The sequence below is a fragment of the Salinilacihabitans rarus genome (genome assembly GCF_024296665.1).
Lineage (GTDB): Archaea > Halobacteriota > Halobacteria > Halobacteriales > Natrialbaceae > Salinilacihabitans > Salinilacihabitans rarus.
Map to the genome: position 1 here is coordinate 2,033,487 of NZ_CP100762.1, position 16,762 is coordinate 2,050,248.

Here is a 16,762-nt window from a genome sequence, read left to right on the forward strand (position 1 = left end):
CATGAGTCAGGCAGAAGAGACCGAAACCGTCCAGGAAGACGGTGTAATCGAAAGCGTGAGCGGTCCGGTCGTGACCGCCACGGACCTCGACGCCCGGATGAACGACGTCGTCTACGTCGGAACGGAAGGGCTGATGGGCGAGGTCATCGAGATCGAAGGGAACCTGACCACGATTCAGGTGTACGAGGAGACCTCCGGGGTCGGCCCCGGCGAACCCGTCGAGAACACGGGCGAACCCCTGAGCGTCGACCTCGGGCCGGGGATGCTGGACTCCATCTACGACGGCGTCCAGCGCCCGCTCGACGAACTCGAGGAGAAGATGGCCTCGGCGTTCCTCGACCGCGGGGTCGACGCGCCGGGCATCGACCTCGAGAAGCAGTGGGAGTTTACCCCCACGGTCGAGGAGGGCGACGAGGTCGCCCCCGGCGACGTCGTCGGCGAAGTCCCCGAGACCGAGAGCATCACCCACCGCGTGATGGTCCCGCCGGGCTACGAGGGCGGCGAGGTGACGTCGATCGAGGCCGGCGAGTTCACGGTCGAGGAGGCCGTCGCCGAACTCGACTCCGGCGAGGAGATCACGATGCACCAGGAGTGGCCGGTCCGCGAACCGCGCCCGGCCGCCGAGAAGGAGACGCCGACGATCCCGCTCGTCTCGGGCCAGCGCATCCTCGACGGCCTGTTCCCGATCGCGAAAGGCGGGACCGCGGCGATCCCCGGCCCGTTCGGCTCGGGCAAGACGGTCACCCAGCACCAGCTCGCCAAGTGGGCCGACGCGGACATCGTCGTCTACGTCGGCTGTGGCGAGCGGGGCAACGAGATGACCGAGGTCATCGAGGACTTCCCGGAACTGGAAGACCCGAAGACGGGCAAGCCGCTGATGTCCCGGACGTGTCTCATCGCTAACACGTCGAACATGCCCGTCGCGGCCCGCGAGTCCTGCATCTACACCGGGATCACCATCGCGGAGTACTTCCGCGACATGGGCTACGACGTCGCGCTGATGGCCGACTCCACCTCGCGGTGGGCCGAGGCGATGCGCGAAATCTCCTCGCGGCTGGAGGAGATGCCCGGCGAGGAGGGCTACCCCGCGTACCTCGCCGCGTCCCTGTCGGAGTTCTACGAGCGCGCCGGCCTGTTCCAGAACATCAACGGCACCGAGGGATCGGTGTCGGTCATCGGCGCGGTCTCGCCGCCGGGCGGTGACTTCTCGGAGCCGGTCACCCAGAACACGCTGCGTATCGTCAAGACGTTCTGGGCGCTGGACGCCGACCTCGCGGAACGCCGGCACTTCCCGGCGATCAACTGGAACGAGTCCTACTCGCTGTACCGCCAGCAACTCGACCCCTGGTACCGCGAGAACGTCGCCGACGACTACCCCGAGATTCGCCAGTGGGCGATCGACACGCTCGACGAGGAGGACGAACTCCAGGAGATCGTCCAGCTCGTCGGCAAGGACGCCCTGCCGGAGGACCAGCAGCTGACCCTCGAGGTCGCCCGCTACCTCCGCGAGGCGTGGCTCCAGCAGAACGCGTTCCACGACGTCGACACCTACTGCGAACCGGAGAAGACCTACCGAATGTTGCAGGCGATCGAGACGTTCAGCGACGAGGCGTTCGACGCCCTCGACGCGGGCGTCCCGGTCGACGAGATCACCGACGTCGACGCCATCCCGCGGCTCAACCGGATGGGGACCGCCGAGGAGTACGACGAGTTCATCGCGGACCTCGAATCGGACCTCAAAGAACAGATCAGGGAGCTGTACTAACCATGAAGGAGTACCAAACGATTACGGAGATCAGCGGTCCGCTGGTGTTCGCCGAGGTCGACGAACCCGTCGGCTACGACGAGATCGTCGAGATCGAGACGCCGGACGGCAAGACCCTGCGCGGGCAGGTGCTGGAGACCAGCGAGGGACTCGTCTCGATCCAGGTGTTCGAGGGGACCGGCGGCATCGACCGCAACGCCTCGGTGCGCTTCCTGGGCGAGACGATGAAGATGCCCGTCACCGAGGACCTCCTCGGGCGGGTGCTCGACGGCTCGGGGAACCCGATCGACGGGGGCCCGGAGATCGTTCCCGAGGAACGGGTCGACATCGTCGGCGAGGCGATCAACCCCTACTCCCGGGAGTACCCCGAGGAGTTCATCCAGACCGGCGTCTCGGCCATCGACGGCATGAACACGCTGGTTCGCGGCCAGAAGCTGCCGATCTTCTCCGGGTCGGGGCTGCCACACAACGAACTCGCCTTGCAGATCGCCCGGCAGGCGACCGTCCCCGAGGAGGCCGACGAGGAGGGCGAAGGCTCCGAGTTCGCGGTCATCTTCGGCGCGATGGGCATCACCCAGGAGGAGGCAAACGAGTTCATGGAGGACTTCGAGCGCACCGGCGCGCTGGAGCGTTCGGTCGTCTTCATGAACCTCGCGGACGACCCCGCAGTCGAGCGGACGGTCACGCCGCGACTCGCGCTGACCACGGCGGAGTACCTCGCCTTCGAGAAGGGCTACCACGTGCTGGTCATCCTCACGGACATCACCAACTACTGTGAGGCGCTGCGCGAGATCGGCGCCGCCCGCGAGGAGGTGCCGGGCCGGCGTGGCTACCCCGGCTACATGTACACCGACCTGGCGACGCTGTACGAGCGCGCCGGCCGGATCGAGGGCCGCGAGGGGTCCGTGACGCAGATTCCGATCCTGACGATGCCCTCCGACGACATCACCCACCCGATCCCGGACCTGACGGGGTACATCACGGAGGGGCAGATCATCGTCGACCGGTCGCTGAACTCCCAGGGCGTCGAGCCGCCGATCGACGTGCTGCCGTCGCTGTCCCGACTGATGGACGACGGGATCGGCGAGGGGCTGACCCGCGCCGACCACGGCGACGTCTCCGACCAGCTGTACGCGGCGTACGCGGAGGGCGAGGACCTGCGCGACCTCGTGAACATCGTCGGCCGCGAGGCGCTCTCCGAGCGGGACAACAAGTTCCTCGACTTCGCCGACCGCTTCGAGGAGGAGTTCGTCCAGCAGGGGTACGACACCAACCGCTCGATCGAGGACACCCTCGAGATCGGCTGGGACCTCCTGTCGACGCTCCCGCGGGAGGAACTCAACCGCGTCGACGAGGAGTTCATCGAGGAGCACTACCGCGAGGGCGACGTGGTCGAGGTCGAGGCCTGACAGCGGCAGCGTTTCGTATCGCCGACGGCTTGCAGTTCTCGTCGCGACGCGAACGGGTTCGGTTCTACGGCCACCGTCGGCAAATGTTCGATCGCACCGAAACAGGTTTTATCACGATATGTCGTTACTCATTCGCATAGAGAAGCCGTTGCTCGTTACCGACTTTCTCGACCGTGCATGGGAGTACTACGCCGACGACGAGGCCGTGGTCGCCACCACCGGAGAGCGATACACCTCAAGTTCTGAGATGGTATTTGAAAAGTCTAATTCGATCCAGTCTCTACGAGCACCGAGGCAGGATATTTTCTATTTTCAGGATTTAAAATTATACTGTCTCATCTCTCGCTCTTAACTACATACCTCCGCCACGAGATCGCCTTTTAATATGAGCTATTACTAATATCCATACAAGACAGAGGATGGGAAAAGCTAGTCGCTTAGTTAACTCTAGAAGGGCTTCTCATTCTCATCGATATACGAATAAGTTTTGAAGTCGCTCTTATCTAAGGCAGTTCCGCCTTCCAGATAGTCGAGAACCGCATGCGACGTACATCGAGTAAATGCAGGCTGAAGGTTAATAGTGTTATAAGTAGTCCACGAGTTTCCGAAACATCCTTCGTCAGGTGGGTTATTATCGAACCAGTCATTAGCCGCATTCGTATAGCCGGTGGCCATGATCGTAGCCTTCCCGCCTTCACCGTGCATATCAGGGTGTCCGTGACTGTGAACGGCCCCCATACAGTGTGCGACCTCGTGAATAGCAGTGTTATACCCATACTGATATCCGGTAAGACGGTTCAGTTCAGCGTGGTTATTATTCGCGTAACAGACGCTTCCTTCCGACGAATAAATTTTTTCGTCGATAGTGGAACGACCGAGATTATAGTCAGAACCTCCATGAATAATGACAAAGTTCATTTGGCCCGGATTCTGGTAAGTTGACGGCACAGCGTCACGAACCGGATCTTCCCAGTCCGAACCGTTTCCGCTGAGGGAAACGTCGTAAGCGCGCCCCAGATCTGAAACATAAACATTATGTACATATCCAACCCATGTTTCTAGCCACGAAGCGAAGTCGTTTAACCCATCACGGACACCGTTAAAGAACGGTTGATCAGGATCACCGACCGAATCACCGGTGTGGATCTTAAATGATAATTCTGTGATGTCTTTCGCAGTATCGCTGTAAGCGGCACCGACACCGGCTATACCTGCGGTGGCAGCTGTAGCACCAGCAGCTCTCATTACGTCACGTCGGGAAAGTTGTCGGTCAGACATCTCAGAACTACATAAAATACGGAAGGTAATAAATTCTTTCCAAGACTAGTCCTATTAGTATCTTATAAAATTACTAAAATTGAAAAGCAGGCTCCTGTTTTGGGCGGGTTTTAGGCCTTAAAACCGATATTGAGGCGGTTGAAGGCGTTATCTAGTGTTCATTCACCTATCGGATCACGTGAGCGGCTTCATTAGTAATCTGCTAAGAGAGAATATAACTTCGAGTCATGGAAAAGCAATCCGATCGCGAGTGTTTCTATCATATTTTGTTATCCTACAAATATTATTTTTAGTATATCGACATTTTCGCTATTCGACAATGAACGGCAAACTTCGCTTCCCAGCTTCCGGTTCATACTGAACAGGGGCCCGTAAACCGGGAAATCGAGAACATATTAGTTATTTTATATATTGCCACAGTATTCCGAAAATAGGAGTTTCAAAATCCCCGGGCATATCGTCCACGGTTGAATAGACGTTAGACAGTGCCAACCTTGCGAAGCTAGAGGCATCACAATAGCCGTTCCGGCCGCTGGACCTGCGCCTTTGAGCGGAACGGAACTGTAAACAGTTATCCGACTGGGGGCACAAGCGACCACCAAGATGGCCAAGGACGTCAAACCCACTCGGAAGGAGTTGATGCAGATCGAGGAGCGCATCGACCTCTCCGAGCGGGGCCACGGCACCCTCGAAAAGAAGCGGGACGGCCTGATCATGGAGTTCATGGACATCCTCGACCGCGCACAGGACGTCCGCGGGGACCTCGCGGAGGACTACGAGCGGGCCCAGAAGAAAATCGACATGGCCCGGGCGATGGAGGGCGACGTCGCGGTCCGCGGGGCCGCCGCCGCGCTGCACGACCACCCCGAGATCACCACCGAGGCCAAGAACATCATGGGCGTCGTCGTCCCGCAGATCGAGTCCTCGCGCGTCTCGAAGGGGCTCGACCAGCGCGGCTACGGTATCATCGGCACCTCCGCGCGCATCGACGAGGCCGCCGAGGCCTACGAGGACCTGCTGGAGAGCATCATCCTCGCCGCCGAGGTCGAGACGGCGATGAAGAAGATGCTGCGGGAGATCGAGACCACGAAACGGCGCGTCAACGCCCTCGAGTTCAAACTCCTGCCCGAACTCCACTCGAACAAGGAGTACATCGAGCAGAAACTCGAAGAGCAAGAGCGCGAGGAGATCTTCCGCCTGAAGAAGATCAAGGAGAAAAAAGAGCAGGAAGAGCGCGAGGCCCGCGAAGCCGAAGCGGAGGCCGCCAGCGACGACGACCTGGAACAGGAGGCGACCGTCGGCGGCCTGCCCGGCGGCGACTGAACGCCGCCCGATGGCCTGCCCGGCGTGTGACGCGGCGACCGTCCCGTTTTCCGTCCCCGAGGAGTACCGCGAGCACGCCCCCGAGAACGCGGCCGCCGCGGCGATCTGTACCCGGTGTCTCACCGTCGTCGCGGCCGACGACGCCGATACCGACCCCGACTTCTCCCGCGTGAGCGACGCCTTCCCCGCCCGCCCCGACCGGGCGGTGCCGCTGGCGCTCGCGCTCGGGCTGTGTTCGTCGCTTGCGACCAACCGGCGGGGGATCGAGGCGCTGCTCGACGCCGTCGAGCGCGCCGGCGCGGACCCCCTGCTGGCGATCGATCGGCTGCTGGCGGATCCGTCGGTCGACCCGGCGATCGACCTCGACCGGCGGCGTCACCAGCTCGAACAGCTGCTGTACTAGTCGACCAGCGTCGAGGAGATGTCCGTCGCCCGCGAGCGGTAGCGCTCGTAGAGGGTCTCGGCCCACGCGACGGCCTCGGGGTCGTCGGCGGTAATCGTCCCGAGGAGGTCGTTGTCGTCGTCGTAGACGAAGACGACGGCGCGGGTCCCGTCGTCGAGGTCGAGCAACGCGAGGCCGTAGGGGATCGAGTCGACCTCGAACAGGCGATACCGGCCGGTCTCGACGTTCTCTCGTTCGCGACTGCGCTCGTGGGGGTCGGACCGCACGTGTGCAGCGAGGTCGGCGCCGACGACGAGTTCACCCGTCATCCCGTCGCGGACCCGCTCGTTGATGAGCCGCGGGGTCGTCGACTGGGAGATGGTCCGCGAGAGCCCGCGCATGCGGTCGGCCTCGGCGAGGAGGCGCTCGAACCGGCTGACCGGCCGGTGGGTCGCCGGTGGGTCGGCCGTCTCGACCGTCGCCCCGGCGAGGAACTCGCGGGCCATCGGCGCGTCGGCCGGCAGCGCCTCCAGTAGCGGGCCGGCGGCGCCGACCTCGCGAGCGTCCGCGAGGAACGCCTCGTAGCAGTCGGCGAGCAACTCGCCGTAGAGGGTGAGGACGTACTCGCCGTCGTCGCGCACGAGGAGACCGGCCGATCGGAGTTCCCTGACGGCACGGTCGACGGTCGAGCGGGAGACGTTCAGTCGATCCGAGAGGTCCGGCTTGCGACGCGGCTCCTCACGCACCGTCCGGACGACGTCAAGGCGGGACCGCAGGGCGTCGAGGGCGGCGATCGTCCGATTGTCTGACACGTGTCGACGTACAGTCACGAGCCGACAAATAGGTAGCGGCCCCGCGGCGGGACTCACCCCGGCGGCGGGAGCCGCGTCGCCTCGGCCCGGTAGCGCCGGTAGACGTCCATCCCCCACTCGAACGCCGCGGGAGACTCGTTGCGGACGACCGCCCGCACCTCGCGACCGTCGGCCGCGACCACGAAGGTGTACCGCCCGTCGGGGCCCTCGAGGAGAGCGAGGCTGTACGGGACCGACGCCCTCGCGTAGACGTCGAACCCGCCGCGGACGATCACCTCGTGGAGCGCCTCCGGGATCGACTCCAGCAAGTAGGCGACGAGGTCGTCGGTGAACACCGCCTCGGCGTCCAGATCGCCGCCGACGGTCCGCTCGTAGATCCGTTCGCGAAAGAGGGGCGTGCGCTCGGCGCCGGAGAAACAGCGAAACAGGGCGGCATCGTCGAGCAACTCGGCGATCTCCTCGACGATTTCGTTCGGCGCGTGCGGTTCGGGTTCGTGAACCGTCGCCCCCTCGAACAGGCGCCGGTCGAGCGGGGCGTCCGCCGGGAGACATTCGAGGTGCGGGCCCGCCTCGCAGACCGTCTCGAGGACGTCGGCGCTGCGCCGACACTCCGCGAGCGCGAGTCGGCCCGGGACGGTGAGGCAGACGCCGTCCGCGTCGCGTTCGAGGAGTTCGAGCGACTCGAGTTCGCGCACCGCCCGGTCGACGGTCGAGCGCGAGCGGTCGAGGGCGTCCGCGAGGGCCGCCTTCGACGCCGGTCCGTCCGCGAGCGCCGCGAGGAGACGTCGCCGCCGGGAGACCGCGCGCAGGGCGTCGAAGTGGTCGTCGCGGGTCATCGTCGCCGTCGACCGGTCGCGCGCGACCGGCAAAAAGGTGGGACATTTCGGTCGGCTCACTGAAACGGGACGACCCGGCGGCGCGGCCGTCACTCCCACAGCGGCCGGACGGTCGTGTGGCGGGTCCGTCCGGACCCGCGCGTCGTGCGGTGACCGGCGTGGCTCTCGGGTGTCGGCGTCTCGCCGGCGTACAGCGACCGGAACGGTTCGAGGGGTTCCCGACCGGTGCCGCTCGCCTGCCGCTCGCCTGCCGCTCGCCCGCCGTTCGTGGATTCACGCGGGCTCTATGAACTCATAACTCCGTGCATTCTGAATTCGTAGCTCGATAGATCCATATCCGAGCGCCGGGTACGACGAACGATGACGACGCGCGAATCGCTCGCAGAACGGTTCCGGGCCCGGCACGCGAACCCGTGGAGCGGCTACACACGGTCGCCCCTCGGGCCGGCGCCGTTGTTCGCGCTGTACCGGCGCGGCCGGCGGCTGGTCGGGTCGATACTCCCGTACGTCGCGATCGACCCCGTGCTCGTTCCCGAACCGGAGACGACGGACGCGTGGATCAGCCGAAGCGTGCTCGGCGAGAAACGGCGGCTCGCGGGCGGGCACGGGGTCTTCGAGGCCACCGGCCCGGGAACGCTGACCCGCCCGAACGCGGTCGCGTACTGCTACGGTCCCTCCGGGGCCGACGAGCGGAGTCCGCGAGCGACGGGGATCGGCGCCACCCTCGCGCCGACGGGCAAACCGCCGTACCCCCGGCGGATGGTCAACTATTACGACGAACGGTCGAAAGGCCTAGGAGAGCCCGCATGAGAGGATTCAGCGACGAGGAGCGCGAGCGGATTCGAGAGCAGTTGATCGAACACGGCCGGACGCTGTTCGCTCGGTACGGGCTGGAGAAGACGACGATAAGCGACCTGACGGAGCCGGTCGGAATCGCCACGAGCACGTTCTACCGCTTTTTCGACTCCAAAGAGGAGCTCTACGTCCGGATCCTCCAGCGAGAGGGCGAGGAGATCGAGCGCCGACTGCGGGCGGAACTCGACGCCGCCCCCGACACGGCGGCGTCGATCCGAACCCTGCTCGAGGTCGTCACCGAGGAGATCGAGACGAACCCGCTCATCCGCTCGGTCGTGCGAAACGACGACCTGGAACGGCTCGCCGCCGGGTACGAGGGCGGGTACGAGGAGGGGCGCGAACAGTCGTTCTCGTACCTGCTCCCGATCGTCCGGTCGTGGATCGAGGCGGGGGAGGTACGGGAGGACGTCGACCCCGAGGTGATCGCGAGCACGCTCCGGGCGACGACGATGGTGACGCTCCATCAGGACGAGATCGGGGAGGACCTCTACCCGGAGACGCGCGACCTGCTCATCGACCTCGTCGCCGAGGGGCTCGTCGAGGACGACGACCGCGGGTGACCGGGGTCGCCGGCGTTCGAGCGGGCGCTCGCGGAGGGCGAGGGACTGGAACTGCTGGAGGGGTGAAATCGTCCGTTTAGACGCCGGTACTGTACCGCAGTATCCCGGCGACGCCGCCGAAGGCGTTGTAGAGCTGTTCGCCCTTCTCGAAGTCCGTGGAGATGAACTTCGTCTCGGTGCCGCGCTGTTCGGCGATCGTCATGAGGTGCTCGATGGCGTCCTCGCGGTCCTCCTCGGAGGCCTCGACGTCGGCCCCGCAGTCGGTGCAGGTGTGGGCGGGCGTCGACGTGCGCCGGTCGATCATCTCGTAGTCGGTGTTGCCACACTCCGGGCAGTCGTAGGTGACGACGTCCTTGCGGAGGTCCTCGCTGAGCAGCAGTTGGTCGACCGACCCCATCATGAGGTTGGTTCGGGTCTGCTCGAAGCCGTAGGTCGCGAGGTCGCCGGCGTGGAGTTCCTTGAAGAACCGCTCCATCACCCGCTTGTCCTGCATCACCTCGGCGTCGGCGAGTGCCTCCTCGGCGTTGTCGACGAGTTCGCGCAGGCCGGACTCGTCGGTGTAGGCGACGTCGAACTTGCCGATCACCTTGTCCTGGATCTCGTGGTGGAGGTAGTCGCCGTCTAGGAACTCGTCTTTGGTGGGCGAGGGGCCGCCGACGAGGATGCCGTCGAGGTCGTGGCGCTTGGGGACGAACAGGTCGTTGCCCATCTCGGCGACCTCCTGGTAGAAGTTGTCGATGGCTTCGAGGCGCAGGCGGGCGAATCGCTGGGCGGACTGGCCACCTTTGCGCTGCTTGCCGGGGACGAGCGAGGAGGCGGATTTGACCGGTTCGATCCGTTTGCCTTTGAGCCAGCCGACGTTGGCCTCGCGGCGGTCGAGGACGATCAGGCCGTAGAGCCCGCTGTCGGTGAGCATCTGCTCCAGCGGTTCGGTGAGAAAGTCGGAGTCACAGTGGTAGCGGAACGACTGGACCGGCTGGGGCGGACTCTCCAGAACCTTGGTGACCATCTCGGTCTGGCCGCCGCCGGAGTCGACGGCCCCGGAGAACAGCACCATCCCGTTCTCCGGCGGATCCTTGTAGTAGCGGAGGCGGTCTTTGATGCTCGTCAGCGCGTCCTGAACGTTCGTCCGGGTCTGCTTGGACTTGATGTTGGAGGCTTCGCTGTGCTCCTGGGTGACGTGGGCGACCACGTCGCTGATCTGGCGGTCCTCGGGAACGTAGATGGTGACCAGTTGCGTCCCCGACCCCTCGTAGTTCTTGAGATCCTCTATCACCTTCCGGAACTCGTACTTCTTCCGGTCGGAGGTCTCCTGCTCGCCCTCCTGGCTCATCGTCCCTAGAAAACGGTGCGGCGTGTAAGTATCCTTTGACACGGCCGTCGGCCCGTGACGACGGCGAGACGACCGGCCGCAGCCGGCGCCCGCGGAACTCACGATTTAAGGTACTGCCGTCACACTGTCCGCGTATCGACCGAGCATGAGCGACAACACGGTATACGCCATCGCGAGCGGCAAAGGCGGCGTCGGGAAGACGACGACGACGGTGAACGTAGGGGCGGCGCTCGCGACGGCGGGCGAACGCGTCGTGGTCGTCGACGCCGACCTCGGCATGGCGAACCTCGCGGGGTTCGTGAGCCTCGGGACCGACTCGGTCACCCTCCACGACGTGCTCTCCGGCGAGGCCACCGTCGAGGACGCGACCTATCGGCTCGCGGAGAACATCTTCGCCGTCCCGAGCGGGACCGATCTCGACGACTACGCCGGAACCTCACCGGAGGGCCTCGGCGAGGCCGTCGCCGCCCTCCGCGAGAACTTCGACTACGTCCTCCTCGACGTCGGGGCGGGGGTCAACCACGAGACCGTCCTCCCGCTCGGGCTGGCCGACGCCGTCGTCCTCGTCTCGACGCCGGAACCCGCCTCCGTCCACGACGCGCGCAAGACGGTCGAACTCACCGACCGCGCCGGCGGGACGGTCGAGGGGGTCGTGTTCACGCGCGCGCGGCCGAAGACGGACGCCTCCTACGAGGAGATCGCCGCGCGACTCGACGTCCGGTTGCTGGGGGCGATCCCCGAGAACCCGGCCGTCCGCGAGAGCGTCTACGCCGGGACGCCGATCGTCGTCCACGAGCCCCCAAACCCGGTCTCGCTCGCCTACCGCAAACTCGCCGCGCGGCTGGCCGGCGTCGAGGTGCCGATGCCCGCCGACGAGTCCGACGCGGTGTCCAGCGCGGTCACGGAAGCCGAGGACTCCTGACGGGCGGGCGAACCCGCGCACGATTCTGCAGGCAGCACGCGCTTGCCCGCCAGCGGCGCTAGCCCGCCCATGGGGCCGGAGTTCACACCCGACGACGTCGGAAAGGCGGTCGAGAGCGCCGCGGGCGAGGAGATCGGAACGATCGCCGCGGTCGAGGGGGACGTCGCCCACGTCGAAGCCCGCTCCGGCGTGGTCGACTCGATCAGGGCGACGATCGGCTGGCGGGCCGCGAGCGATGACGCCGTCTCGATCCGCCGGGACGAGGTCGCCGAGATCGGCGGCGACGCGATCCGCCTCGCGGCCGACGCGGAACCGGGCGAGAGCGACGGGACGGGCGGCGCGGTCGAGGAGGGGGACGACGCGGCCGAAATCGGTGCGCCGGAACCGGACCTCGACGAGACGGGAGCGGACGGGACGTCACGGACGGCCGAACCGGCCCCGGTCGGGGAGCCGGGCGCGGTCCCGGAGCCCGACGCGTCCGGAACGCCGGACGCGGTCGGGGAGCCGACCGCGTCTGACGACCTCGACCGGCGAAGCGACGTCGAACGCGAGGCCGACGCCGGCGGGGAGTCCGCCGCCGAGGTCGGTGCGGGCGACGTCCGCGACGTGGACCCGGGCGCCCTCCGGCCGGCCGACGAGGCGGGCGGGACGGCCCCCGTCGGCGAGGCCGCGATGGAGCGCCGCGCCGGACGGCACCCGGCGGGCGAGAGCCGGGCGACAGCCGACGACGCGAGGGGCGGTAGAGCGGAGCGAGACGACCGCGAGAGCGTCCTCGCGGATCCGTTCGCCCCCCAGCGGACGGCGATCGAGGGGAGTCGACTGCTGTTCGAGGGCGGCGTAGCGATCCAGCGAAGCGCCGGCGAACTGGCGCTGCGTGCGCTCGGGAGTCAGGTGGCGGCCCAGCGCCGCGGGTTCGAACTCGCCGGGGCGGCGGCCCGCGCCCCGCTCGAAGCGAACCGGGACGCGGCCGACGAGGTCGACCGCGGCGGCCGGCCCGGACGGCGACTCGAACTCGTCGACGGCGTCGACGCGATGTACCGCGAGCGCCTGCAGGAGGCGGGCATCGCCACCCTCGACGACCTCGCCGCGGCCGATCCGGCGACCGTCGCCGCCGCCGCGGCCGTCACGGAGAAACGCGCCGAGAGCTGGATCGAGCAGGCCAGCGCGTAGGAGTCTACGAGACGACGTCGGGTCGGCGGGGAGAAATCGGGTAGAGCGGACTCGCGCCGTTACATCGAGCGCGGCGCGGCGATGCCCAGCGCCGACAGCGCGTTGGCGACCGTGTGCCGGGAGGCCGCGACCAGCGCGAGGCGCGCCTCGCGCAGGTCGGGGTCGACGTCGTCGGCGAGGACGGGGCACTCGCGGTAGAAGGCGTTGAACCGCTCGGCGAACGTGCGCGTGTAGGTCGCGACCTGGTGGGGTTCGAGGTCCTCGGCGGCGGCCTCGATCACCGCGGGGAAGCGGGCGATCGTCTCCAGCAGGGCGCGCTCCTCGGGGGTTTCGAGCAGGCTCGCGTCGACGTCGTCGAGCCCCGCGGGGCCCTCGTCGAGGTCGACGCCGGCCCCCTCAAGGATGCCACAGCAGCGCGCGTGGACGTACTGGACGTACGGGGCGGACTGGGCCTCGAAGTCGAGCGCGCGGTCCCACTCGAAGGTGATCGCCTTCGTCGGCTGCTTGGCGACGATGTCGTAGCGGACGGCGCCGACGCCGACCTGGTAGGCGATGCGGGCGACGTCCGCCTCGTCTAAGTCGTCGTCGCGGATGCGGTCGTCCATGCGCGACTCGACCTCCTCGCGGGCGCGGTCGATCGCCTCGTCGAGCAGGTCGTCGAGCATGATGCCGGTGCCGCGGCGAGTGGACATTCCTTCGCCGCCCGGGAGGTTGACCCACGAGTAGTGGATCGAGTCGAGGACGTCGGTGTCGTTGCCGAGGATCTGCAGCGCCGCGTCGAGCTGTCTGGCCTGTAGCTTGTGGTCCTCGCCGAGGACCGTCACCGCGCGGTCGAAGTTGTCGAACTTCCACTCGTGGTGGGCCAGATCGCGGGTAGTGTACAGCGACGTGCCGTCGGAGCGCAGGAAGACGAGGTCCTTGTCGATGCCGAACTCGTCGAGTTCGACCTTCCACGCCTCGTCCTCGTAGGTGGCGGACTCGGTCTCCTTGAGGCGCTCGGCGAGGTCCTCCGTCGAGCCGTCGCGCATGAACCGCGTCTCCTTGACGAACTCGTCGAACTCGGCGGGGAGGCGTTCGAGACACTCCCGCATGCCGCCGAGGACCTGATCGACGACCTCGCTGACCCGCTCGTAGACCTCGTCGTCGCCCGCCTCGAGGCCGCGCATGATCGCCTCGATCTCGGCTTCCGCCGCCTCGACCTCCTCCTCGGAGGCGTCTTCGAGGAAGGCGTTGCCCTTGCGGTAGTAGCGCACGAGGTCGTACTCGATGCGGTCGCGCGAGGGCTCCTCGTCGAGGTCGTCCTCGTCGAACGTCTCGTAGGCCCACGTGAAGACGGCCATCTGGCGGCCGGCGTCGTTGACGTAGTAGTGACGCTCGACGTCGTAGCCGGCGAACGCGAGGACGTTCGCGAGCGCGTCGCCGATGATCGGGTTGCGCGCGCGGCCGACGTGGACCGGCCCCGTCGGGTTCGCGCTGGTGTGTTCGACGACGACCGACTCGCCGCGGTCGGCGAGGTGGCCGTACTCCTCGTCGACGCCGGCGTCGAGCGTCTCGGCGAAGTAGGTCTCGTTCGGCAGGAAGTTCAGGTACGCCCCCTCGGTGTCGACCCGGGAGACGTACGTCAACTCGTCGACGTCGATCGCGTCGGCGACGTCGGCGGCGACTTCCGGCGGCGGGGAGCCGACCTCGCCGGCCAGCCGGAAGGCCGCGCTGGAGGCGACGACGGCGGGGACGTCCTCCGGCGGCTCTTCGATACCGAGGTCGTCCGTCGGCAGATCGAGCGACGAGAGTGCAGCCTCGAGAGCTTCGGCGACTTCCGAACGCAGGGAGAGGATCATACGAGTGGGTTTCGGGGCCAGAACTAAAGGAATATCGGGTTTCGTCCGTTCGGCGGTGGCGTCGGTCGCCGTCGCGCCGGGACGGGGGCGGCGACTAGAGCGTCTTCAGCCCGCTACCCGTCAGCGGCACGACGACGTCCTCGTCGTCGTCGACGACGCCCTCCTCGCGGTAGCGCCGGAGCGCGGCGGGCGCGACGGCGGCCGTCGGTTCGACGTAGAAGCCGCCGCGGTGGAGGCGGTCGAGCGCGCTCTCGACGGGGTCCGGCCCGAGCGCGATCACCTCGCCGTCGGTCGCCTCGAGGGCGTCGAGGATCTGGGTGCCGCGGGCGGGTTCGGTGATCTGGATGCCGTCGGCGATCTCGTTCGGTCCGTCCTCGACGGTCGCCTCGCCGCCGAGCGCGCCCACGATCGGGGCGTAGCCCGCGGCCTGAGCGCCCAGCAGGCGGGGCATCCCGTCGACGATGCCGGCCTCGTTGAGCAGCGAGAAGCCGCGGTAGGCGCCGAGAAAGAGCGTCCCGTGGCCAAGCGGGAGGACGACCGCGTCGGGGACCGACCACTCGCGCTGGGCGGCCACCTCGAAGGCGAACGTCATCGTGCCGGCGAAAAAGGCGGGGTTCCAGGCGTGGGAGGCGTACCAGCCCTCGCCGGACTCGACGGCGTCGGCGCAGGCGGCCGTGACGTCCTCGCGGGCGCCCTCGACGCGGACGGGGCGGGCGCCCGCCCGCTGGATCGCCATCAGTTTCGACTGCTTGACGTCCGCGGGGACGTAGATGTCGGCTTCGAGGCCCGCCCGGGCGGCGTAGGTCGCGATGGCGGCGCCCGCGTTGCCCGAGGAGTCCTCGATGACCTTCTCGACGCCGAGTTCGAGCGCCCGCGAGAGCGTCGTCGTCGCGCCGCGGTCCTTGAACGACCCCGTCGGGAAGACGTACTCCAGTTTGAACCGGGCGTCCCACTCCGGCGCGTCGACCAGCGGGGTAAACCCCTCGTGGAAGGAGACGCGCTTCTCGATCGGGAGGAACTCGAAGAACGTCCAGAGCCCCTCGTGGGTGTCGAGTTGCGATAGCGACAGCGGGTCCCCGTTGGGGTGGGGGCGCTCGGTGAACTCGAGGGCGTGCCCGCAGTTACAGCGCCACGGCTCGTCCGGGCCGGATTCGTAGACGATTCCACACTCGGGACAGGTGAGATCGGATGGCATTGTCAGTAGGAGTCGATGTCGGTGCCGACCGAGCAGACGTACTCGCCGGTGGCGACCTGCGGGAGTCGGCGCGTCCGCCAGAGGATGCCGTCGCCGTCGGCGGTCACCTCGGCTTTCGGCTCGCCGAAGGTGGTCGTCACCTCGAACAGCGTCTCGCCGGCGCGGACGGCGTCGCCGAGGTCCTTGTGAAAGCGGACGAGGCCGCCGTTGGGCGCGCCGTACTGCTCGAAGCCTTTCGCGCGGGTCTGGGGGTCACGGGAGACGTCGCCGTCGAGGAAGCCGTAGTAGCGGAGGACGTTGAAGACGCCCGCGACGCCCTTCTCGATGCTCGTCTCGTCCCAGCCGACGCAGCCGCCGAGTTCGGGGTCGACAGTCGGGATGCCCTCGTCGGGGGCCGTGCGGGCGAGTTGGCCGTCGGGGCCTTTCTGGTCCAGGACGTAGCCACAGCCGAAGACCTTCGCGAGTTCGAGACACTCGTCGTGGAGGCGGTGGCGCCGGCCACAGCGGACGCGCACCTCGTCGATCATCCGGCTGGTCGAACCCTGGTGGAGGTCGAGGATGAGGTCCGCGCGGGTGGCCGCCTCGAACGTCGCGTGGGCGATGCGCTCGCTCGAGGTCCCCGTCTCGTTGCCGGGGTAAGCGCGGTTCATCTTCGTGTCGTCGATGGGGTTGCGGTGTTCGGCCACCTGGAAGGCGTGGTAGTTGACGATGCCCACGACGAGGATCGTCCCCGAGAGTTCGGCGGGGTCGAGCCGCGGGAGTACGCGCTGGAGGACGCCGACGCCGTTGAGTTCGTCGCCGTCGCTGACCGCCTGCACGTAGAGCGTCTTCCCCGGGGTCGCGCCGTTCACCACGGCGACGGGGAGCCCCGCCGGGCTCCCGTCTCTGGTCTCGCCGACCTCGAGACGGCCCGTGGCGAGTTCGCCGGGAGCCGCGCTCGCCGTGCCGAGCGTGGTCGTCATGTCCCCGTGGACGGGCCGGCCCGCCTTTATTGGTTCGGTCTCCGACGCCACACACCGCGACGCCGGCCGGGGATTCCGGGCCCGTTCGCACCCCCCGCTCCCGCCGCCGGAGGGGGTCGTAA

General features: G+C 67.0%; 15 protein-coding genes. 8 read left to right on the plus strand and 7 right to left on the minus strand.

The genetic code is table 11. From position 1 onward, the window contains the following. The first annotated feature begins 1 nt into the window (after position 1). Positions 2 to 1,765: an ATP synthase subunit A gene (locus NKG98_RS10645; RefSeq protein WP_254765903.1), complete on the plus strand. Its 1,764-nt coding sequence runs from the start codon at positions 2 to 4 to the stop codon at positions 1,763 to 1,765. A gap of 2 nt (positions 1,766 to 1,767) precedes the next feature. Then, positions 1,768 to 3,174 (plus strand): ATP synthase subunit B, encoded by a 1,407-nt coding sequence (locus tag NKG98_RS10650; protein ID WP_254765904.1) that lies wholly within the window; start codon positions 1,768 to 1,770, stop codon positions 3,172 to 3,174. Positions 3,175 to 3,621: 447 nt separating this feature from the next. Here NKG98_RS10650 and NKG98_RS10655 read toward each other — a convergent pair whose 3' ends face one another. Beyond that, entirely contained in the window at positions 3,622 to 4,452 is an 831-nt protein-coding gene (locus tag NKG98_RS10655; protein WP_254765905.1) for a hypothetical protein, read from the minus strand. A gap of 603 nt (positions 4,453 to 5,055) precedes the next feature. On the opposite strand from NKG98_RS10655, the gene NKG98_RS10660 reads away from it, so the two are divergent. After that, positions 5,056 to 5,775, plus strand: a complete 720-nt coding sequence (locus NKG98_RS10660; RefSeq protein ID WP_254765906.1) for a V-type ATP synthase subunit D — start codon at positions 5,056 to 5,058, stop codon at positions 5,773 to 5,775. Positions 5,776 to 5,785: 10 nt separating this feature from the next. Continuing rightward, complete coding sequence (locus tag NKG98_RS10665) at positions 5,786 to 6,178, plus strand: DUF6276 family protein (protein ID WP_254765907.1); 393 nt, start codon at positions 5,786 to 5,788, stop codon at positions 6,176 to 6,178. Here NKG98_RS10665 and NKG98_RS10670 read toward each other — a convergent pair. Further along, entirely contained in the window at positions 6,175 to 6,969 is a 795-nt protein-coding gene (locus NKG98_RS10670; protein WP_254765908.1) for a helix-turn-helix transcriptional regulator, read from the minus strand. The two genes, NKG98_RS10665 and NKG98_RS10670, sit on opposite strands and share 4 nt — an antisense overlap. 53 nt (positions 6,970 to 7,022) lie before the next feature. Further along, complete coding sequence (locus NKG98_RS10675) at positions 7,023 to 7,805, minus strand: helix-turn-helix transcriptional regulator (RefSeq protein ID WP_254765909.1); 783 nt, start codon at positions 7,803 to 7,805, stop codon at positions 7,023 to 7,025. 360 nt (positions 7,806 to 8,165) lie between these two features. On the opposite strand from NKG98_RS10675, the gene NKG98_RS10680 reads away from it, so the two are divergent. Beyond that, a complete protein-coding gene (locus NKG98_RS10680) occupies positions 8,166 to 8,615 on the plus strand; it encodes a DUF6653 family protein (RefSeq protein ID WP_254765910.1) in 450 nt (149 codons plus the stop codon). Further along, entirely contained in the window at positions 8,612 to 9,220 is a 609-nt protein-coding gene (locus NKG98_RS10685) for a TetR/AcrR family transcriptional regulator (RefSeq protein ID WP_254765911.1), read from the plus strand. Before NKG98_RS10680 ends, NKG98_RS10685 begins: the two co-directional genes overlap by 4 nt. A gap of 76 nt (positions 9,221 to 9,296) precedes the next feature. Here NKG98_RS10685 and prf1 read toward each other — a convergent pair whose 3' ends face one another. Then, the gene (prf1, locus tag NKG98_RS10690) at positions 9,297 to 10,553 is read right to left on the minus strand and encodes a peptide chain release factor aRF-1 (protein ID WP_254765912.1); all 1,257 of its coding nucleotides are present in this window, start codon (positions 10,551 to 10,553) and stop codon (positions 9,297 to 9,299) included. Between the two features lie 145 nt (positions 10,554 to 10,698). On the opposite strand from prf1, the gene minD reads away from it, so the two are divergent. Beyond that, on the plus strand, positions 10,699 to 11,475 hold the full coding sequence (gene minD, locus NKG98_RS10695) for a cell division ATPase MinD (RefSeq protein ID WP_254765913.1): 777 nt from the start codon (positions 10,699 to 10,701) through the stop codon (positions 11,473 to 11,475). A gap of 69 nt (positions 11,476 to 11,544) precedes the next feature. After that, positions 11,545 to 12,645, plus strand: coding sequence for a helix-hairpin-helix domain-containing protein (locus NKG98_RS10700; RefSeq protein WP_254765914.1), 1,101 nt, complete (start codon positions 11,545 to 11,547; stop codon positions 12,643 to 12,645). A gap of 59 nt (positions 12,646 to 12,704) precedes the next feature. On the opposite strand, the gene argS is transcribed toward NKG98_RS10700, so the two are convergent. From argS to NKG98_RS10715, 3 genes are all read right to left on the minus strand, one after another. After that, positions 12,705 to 14,483 (minus strand): arginine--tRNA ligase, encoded by a 1,779-nt coding sequence (gene argS, locus NKG98_RS10705; protein WP_254765915.1) that lies wholly within the window; start codon positions 14,481 to 14,483, stop codon positions 12,705 to 12,707. A 94-nt stretch (positions 14,484 to 14,577) separates the two neighbouring features. After that, on the minus strand, positions 14,578 to 15,678 hold the full coding sequence (locus NKG98_RS10710; RefSeq protein ID WP_254765916.1) for a pyridoxal-phosphate dependent enzyme: 1,101 nt from the start codon (positions 15,676 to 15,678) through the stop codon (positions 14,578 to 14,580). A 2-nt stretch (positions 15,679 to 15,680) separates the two neighbouring features. Beyond that, positions 15,681 to 16,640: a succinylglutamate desuccinylase/aspartoacylase family protein gene (locus tag NKG98_RS10715; protein ID WP_254765917.1), complete on the minus strand. Its 960-nt coding sequence runs from the start codon at positions 16,638 to 16,640 to the stop codon at positions 15,681 to 15,683. Between the last annotated feature and the right edge of the window lie 122 nt (positions 16,641 to 16,762).

What these genes read in the sequence shown, in the direction of transcription:
- argS (WP_254765915.1), bottom strand. Translation starts at nt 14,483, where the DNA reads ATGATCCTCTCCCTGCGTTCGGAAGTCGCCGAAGCTCTCGAGGCTGCA.
- prf1 (WP_254765912.1), bottom strand. Translation starts at nt 10,553, where the DNA reads ATGAGCCAGGAGGGCGAGCAGGAGACCTCCGACCGGAAGAAGTACGAG.
- NKG98_RS10650 (WP_254765904.1), top strand. Translation starts at nt 1,768, where the DNA reads ATGAAGGAGTACCAAACGATTACGGAGATCAGCGGTCCGCTGGTGTTC.
- NKG98_RS10665 (WP_254765907.1), top strand. Translation starts at nt 5,786, where the DNA reads ATGGCCTGCCCGGCGTGTGACGCGGCGACCGTCCCGTTTTCCGTCCCC.
- NKG98_RS10660 (WP_254765906.1), top strand. Translation starts at nt 5,056, where the DNA reads ATGGCCAAGGACGTCAAACCCACTCGGAAGGAGTTGATGCAGATCGAG.
- NKG98_RS10715 (WP_254765917.1), bottom strand. Translation starts at nt 16,640, where the DNA reads ATGACGACCACGCTCGGCACGGCGAGCGCGGCTCCCGGCGAACTCGCC.
- NKG98_RS10700 (WP_254765914.1), top strand. Translation starts at nt 11,545, where the DNA reads ATGGGGCCGGAGTTCACACCCGACGACGTCGGAAAGGCGGTCGAGAGC.
- minD (WP_254765913.1), top strand. Translation starts at nt 10,699, where the DNA reads ATGAGCGACAACACGGTATACGCCATCGCGAGCGGCAAAGGCGGCGTC.
- NKG98_RS10685 (WP_254765911.1), top strand. Translation starts at nt 8,612, where the DNA reads ATGAGAGGATTCAGCGACGAGGAGCGCGAGCGGATTCGAGAGCAGTTG.
- NKG98_RS10680 (WP_254765910.1), top strand. Translation starts at nt 8,166, where the DNA reads ATGACGACGCGCGAATCGCTCGCAGAACGGTTCCGGGCCCGGCACGCG.
- NKG98_RS10655 (WP_254765905.1), bottom strand. Translation starts at nt 4,452, where the DNA reads ATGTCTGACCGACAACTTTCCCGACGTGACGTAATGAGAGCTGCTGGT.
- NKG98_RS10710 (WP_254765916.1), bottom strand. Translation starts at nt 15,678, where the DNA reads ATGCCATCCGATCTCACCTGTCCCGAGTGTGGAATCGTCTACGAATCC.
- NKG98_RS10645 (WP_254765903.1), top strand. Translation starts at nt 2, where the DNA reads ATGAGTCAGGCAGAAGAGACCGAAACCGTCCAGGAAGACGGTGTAATC.
- NKG98_RS10675 (WP_254765909.1), bottom strand. Translation starts at nt 7,805, where the DNA reads ATGACCCGCGACGACCACTTCGACGCCCTGCGCGCGGTCTCCCGGCGG.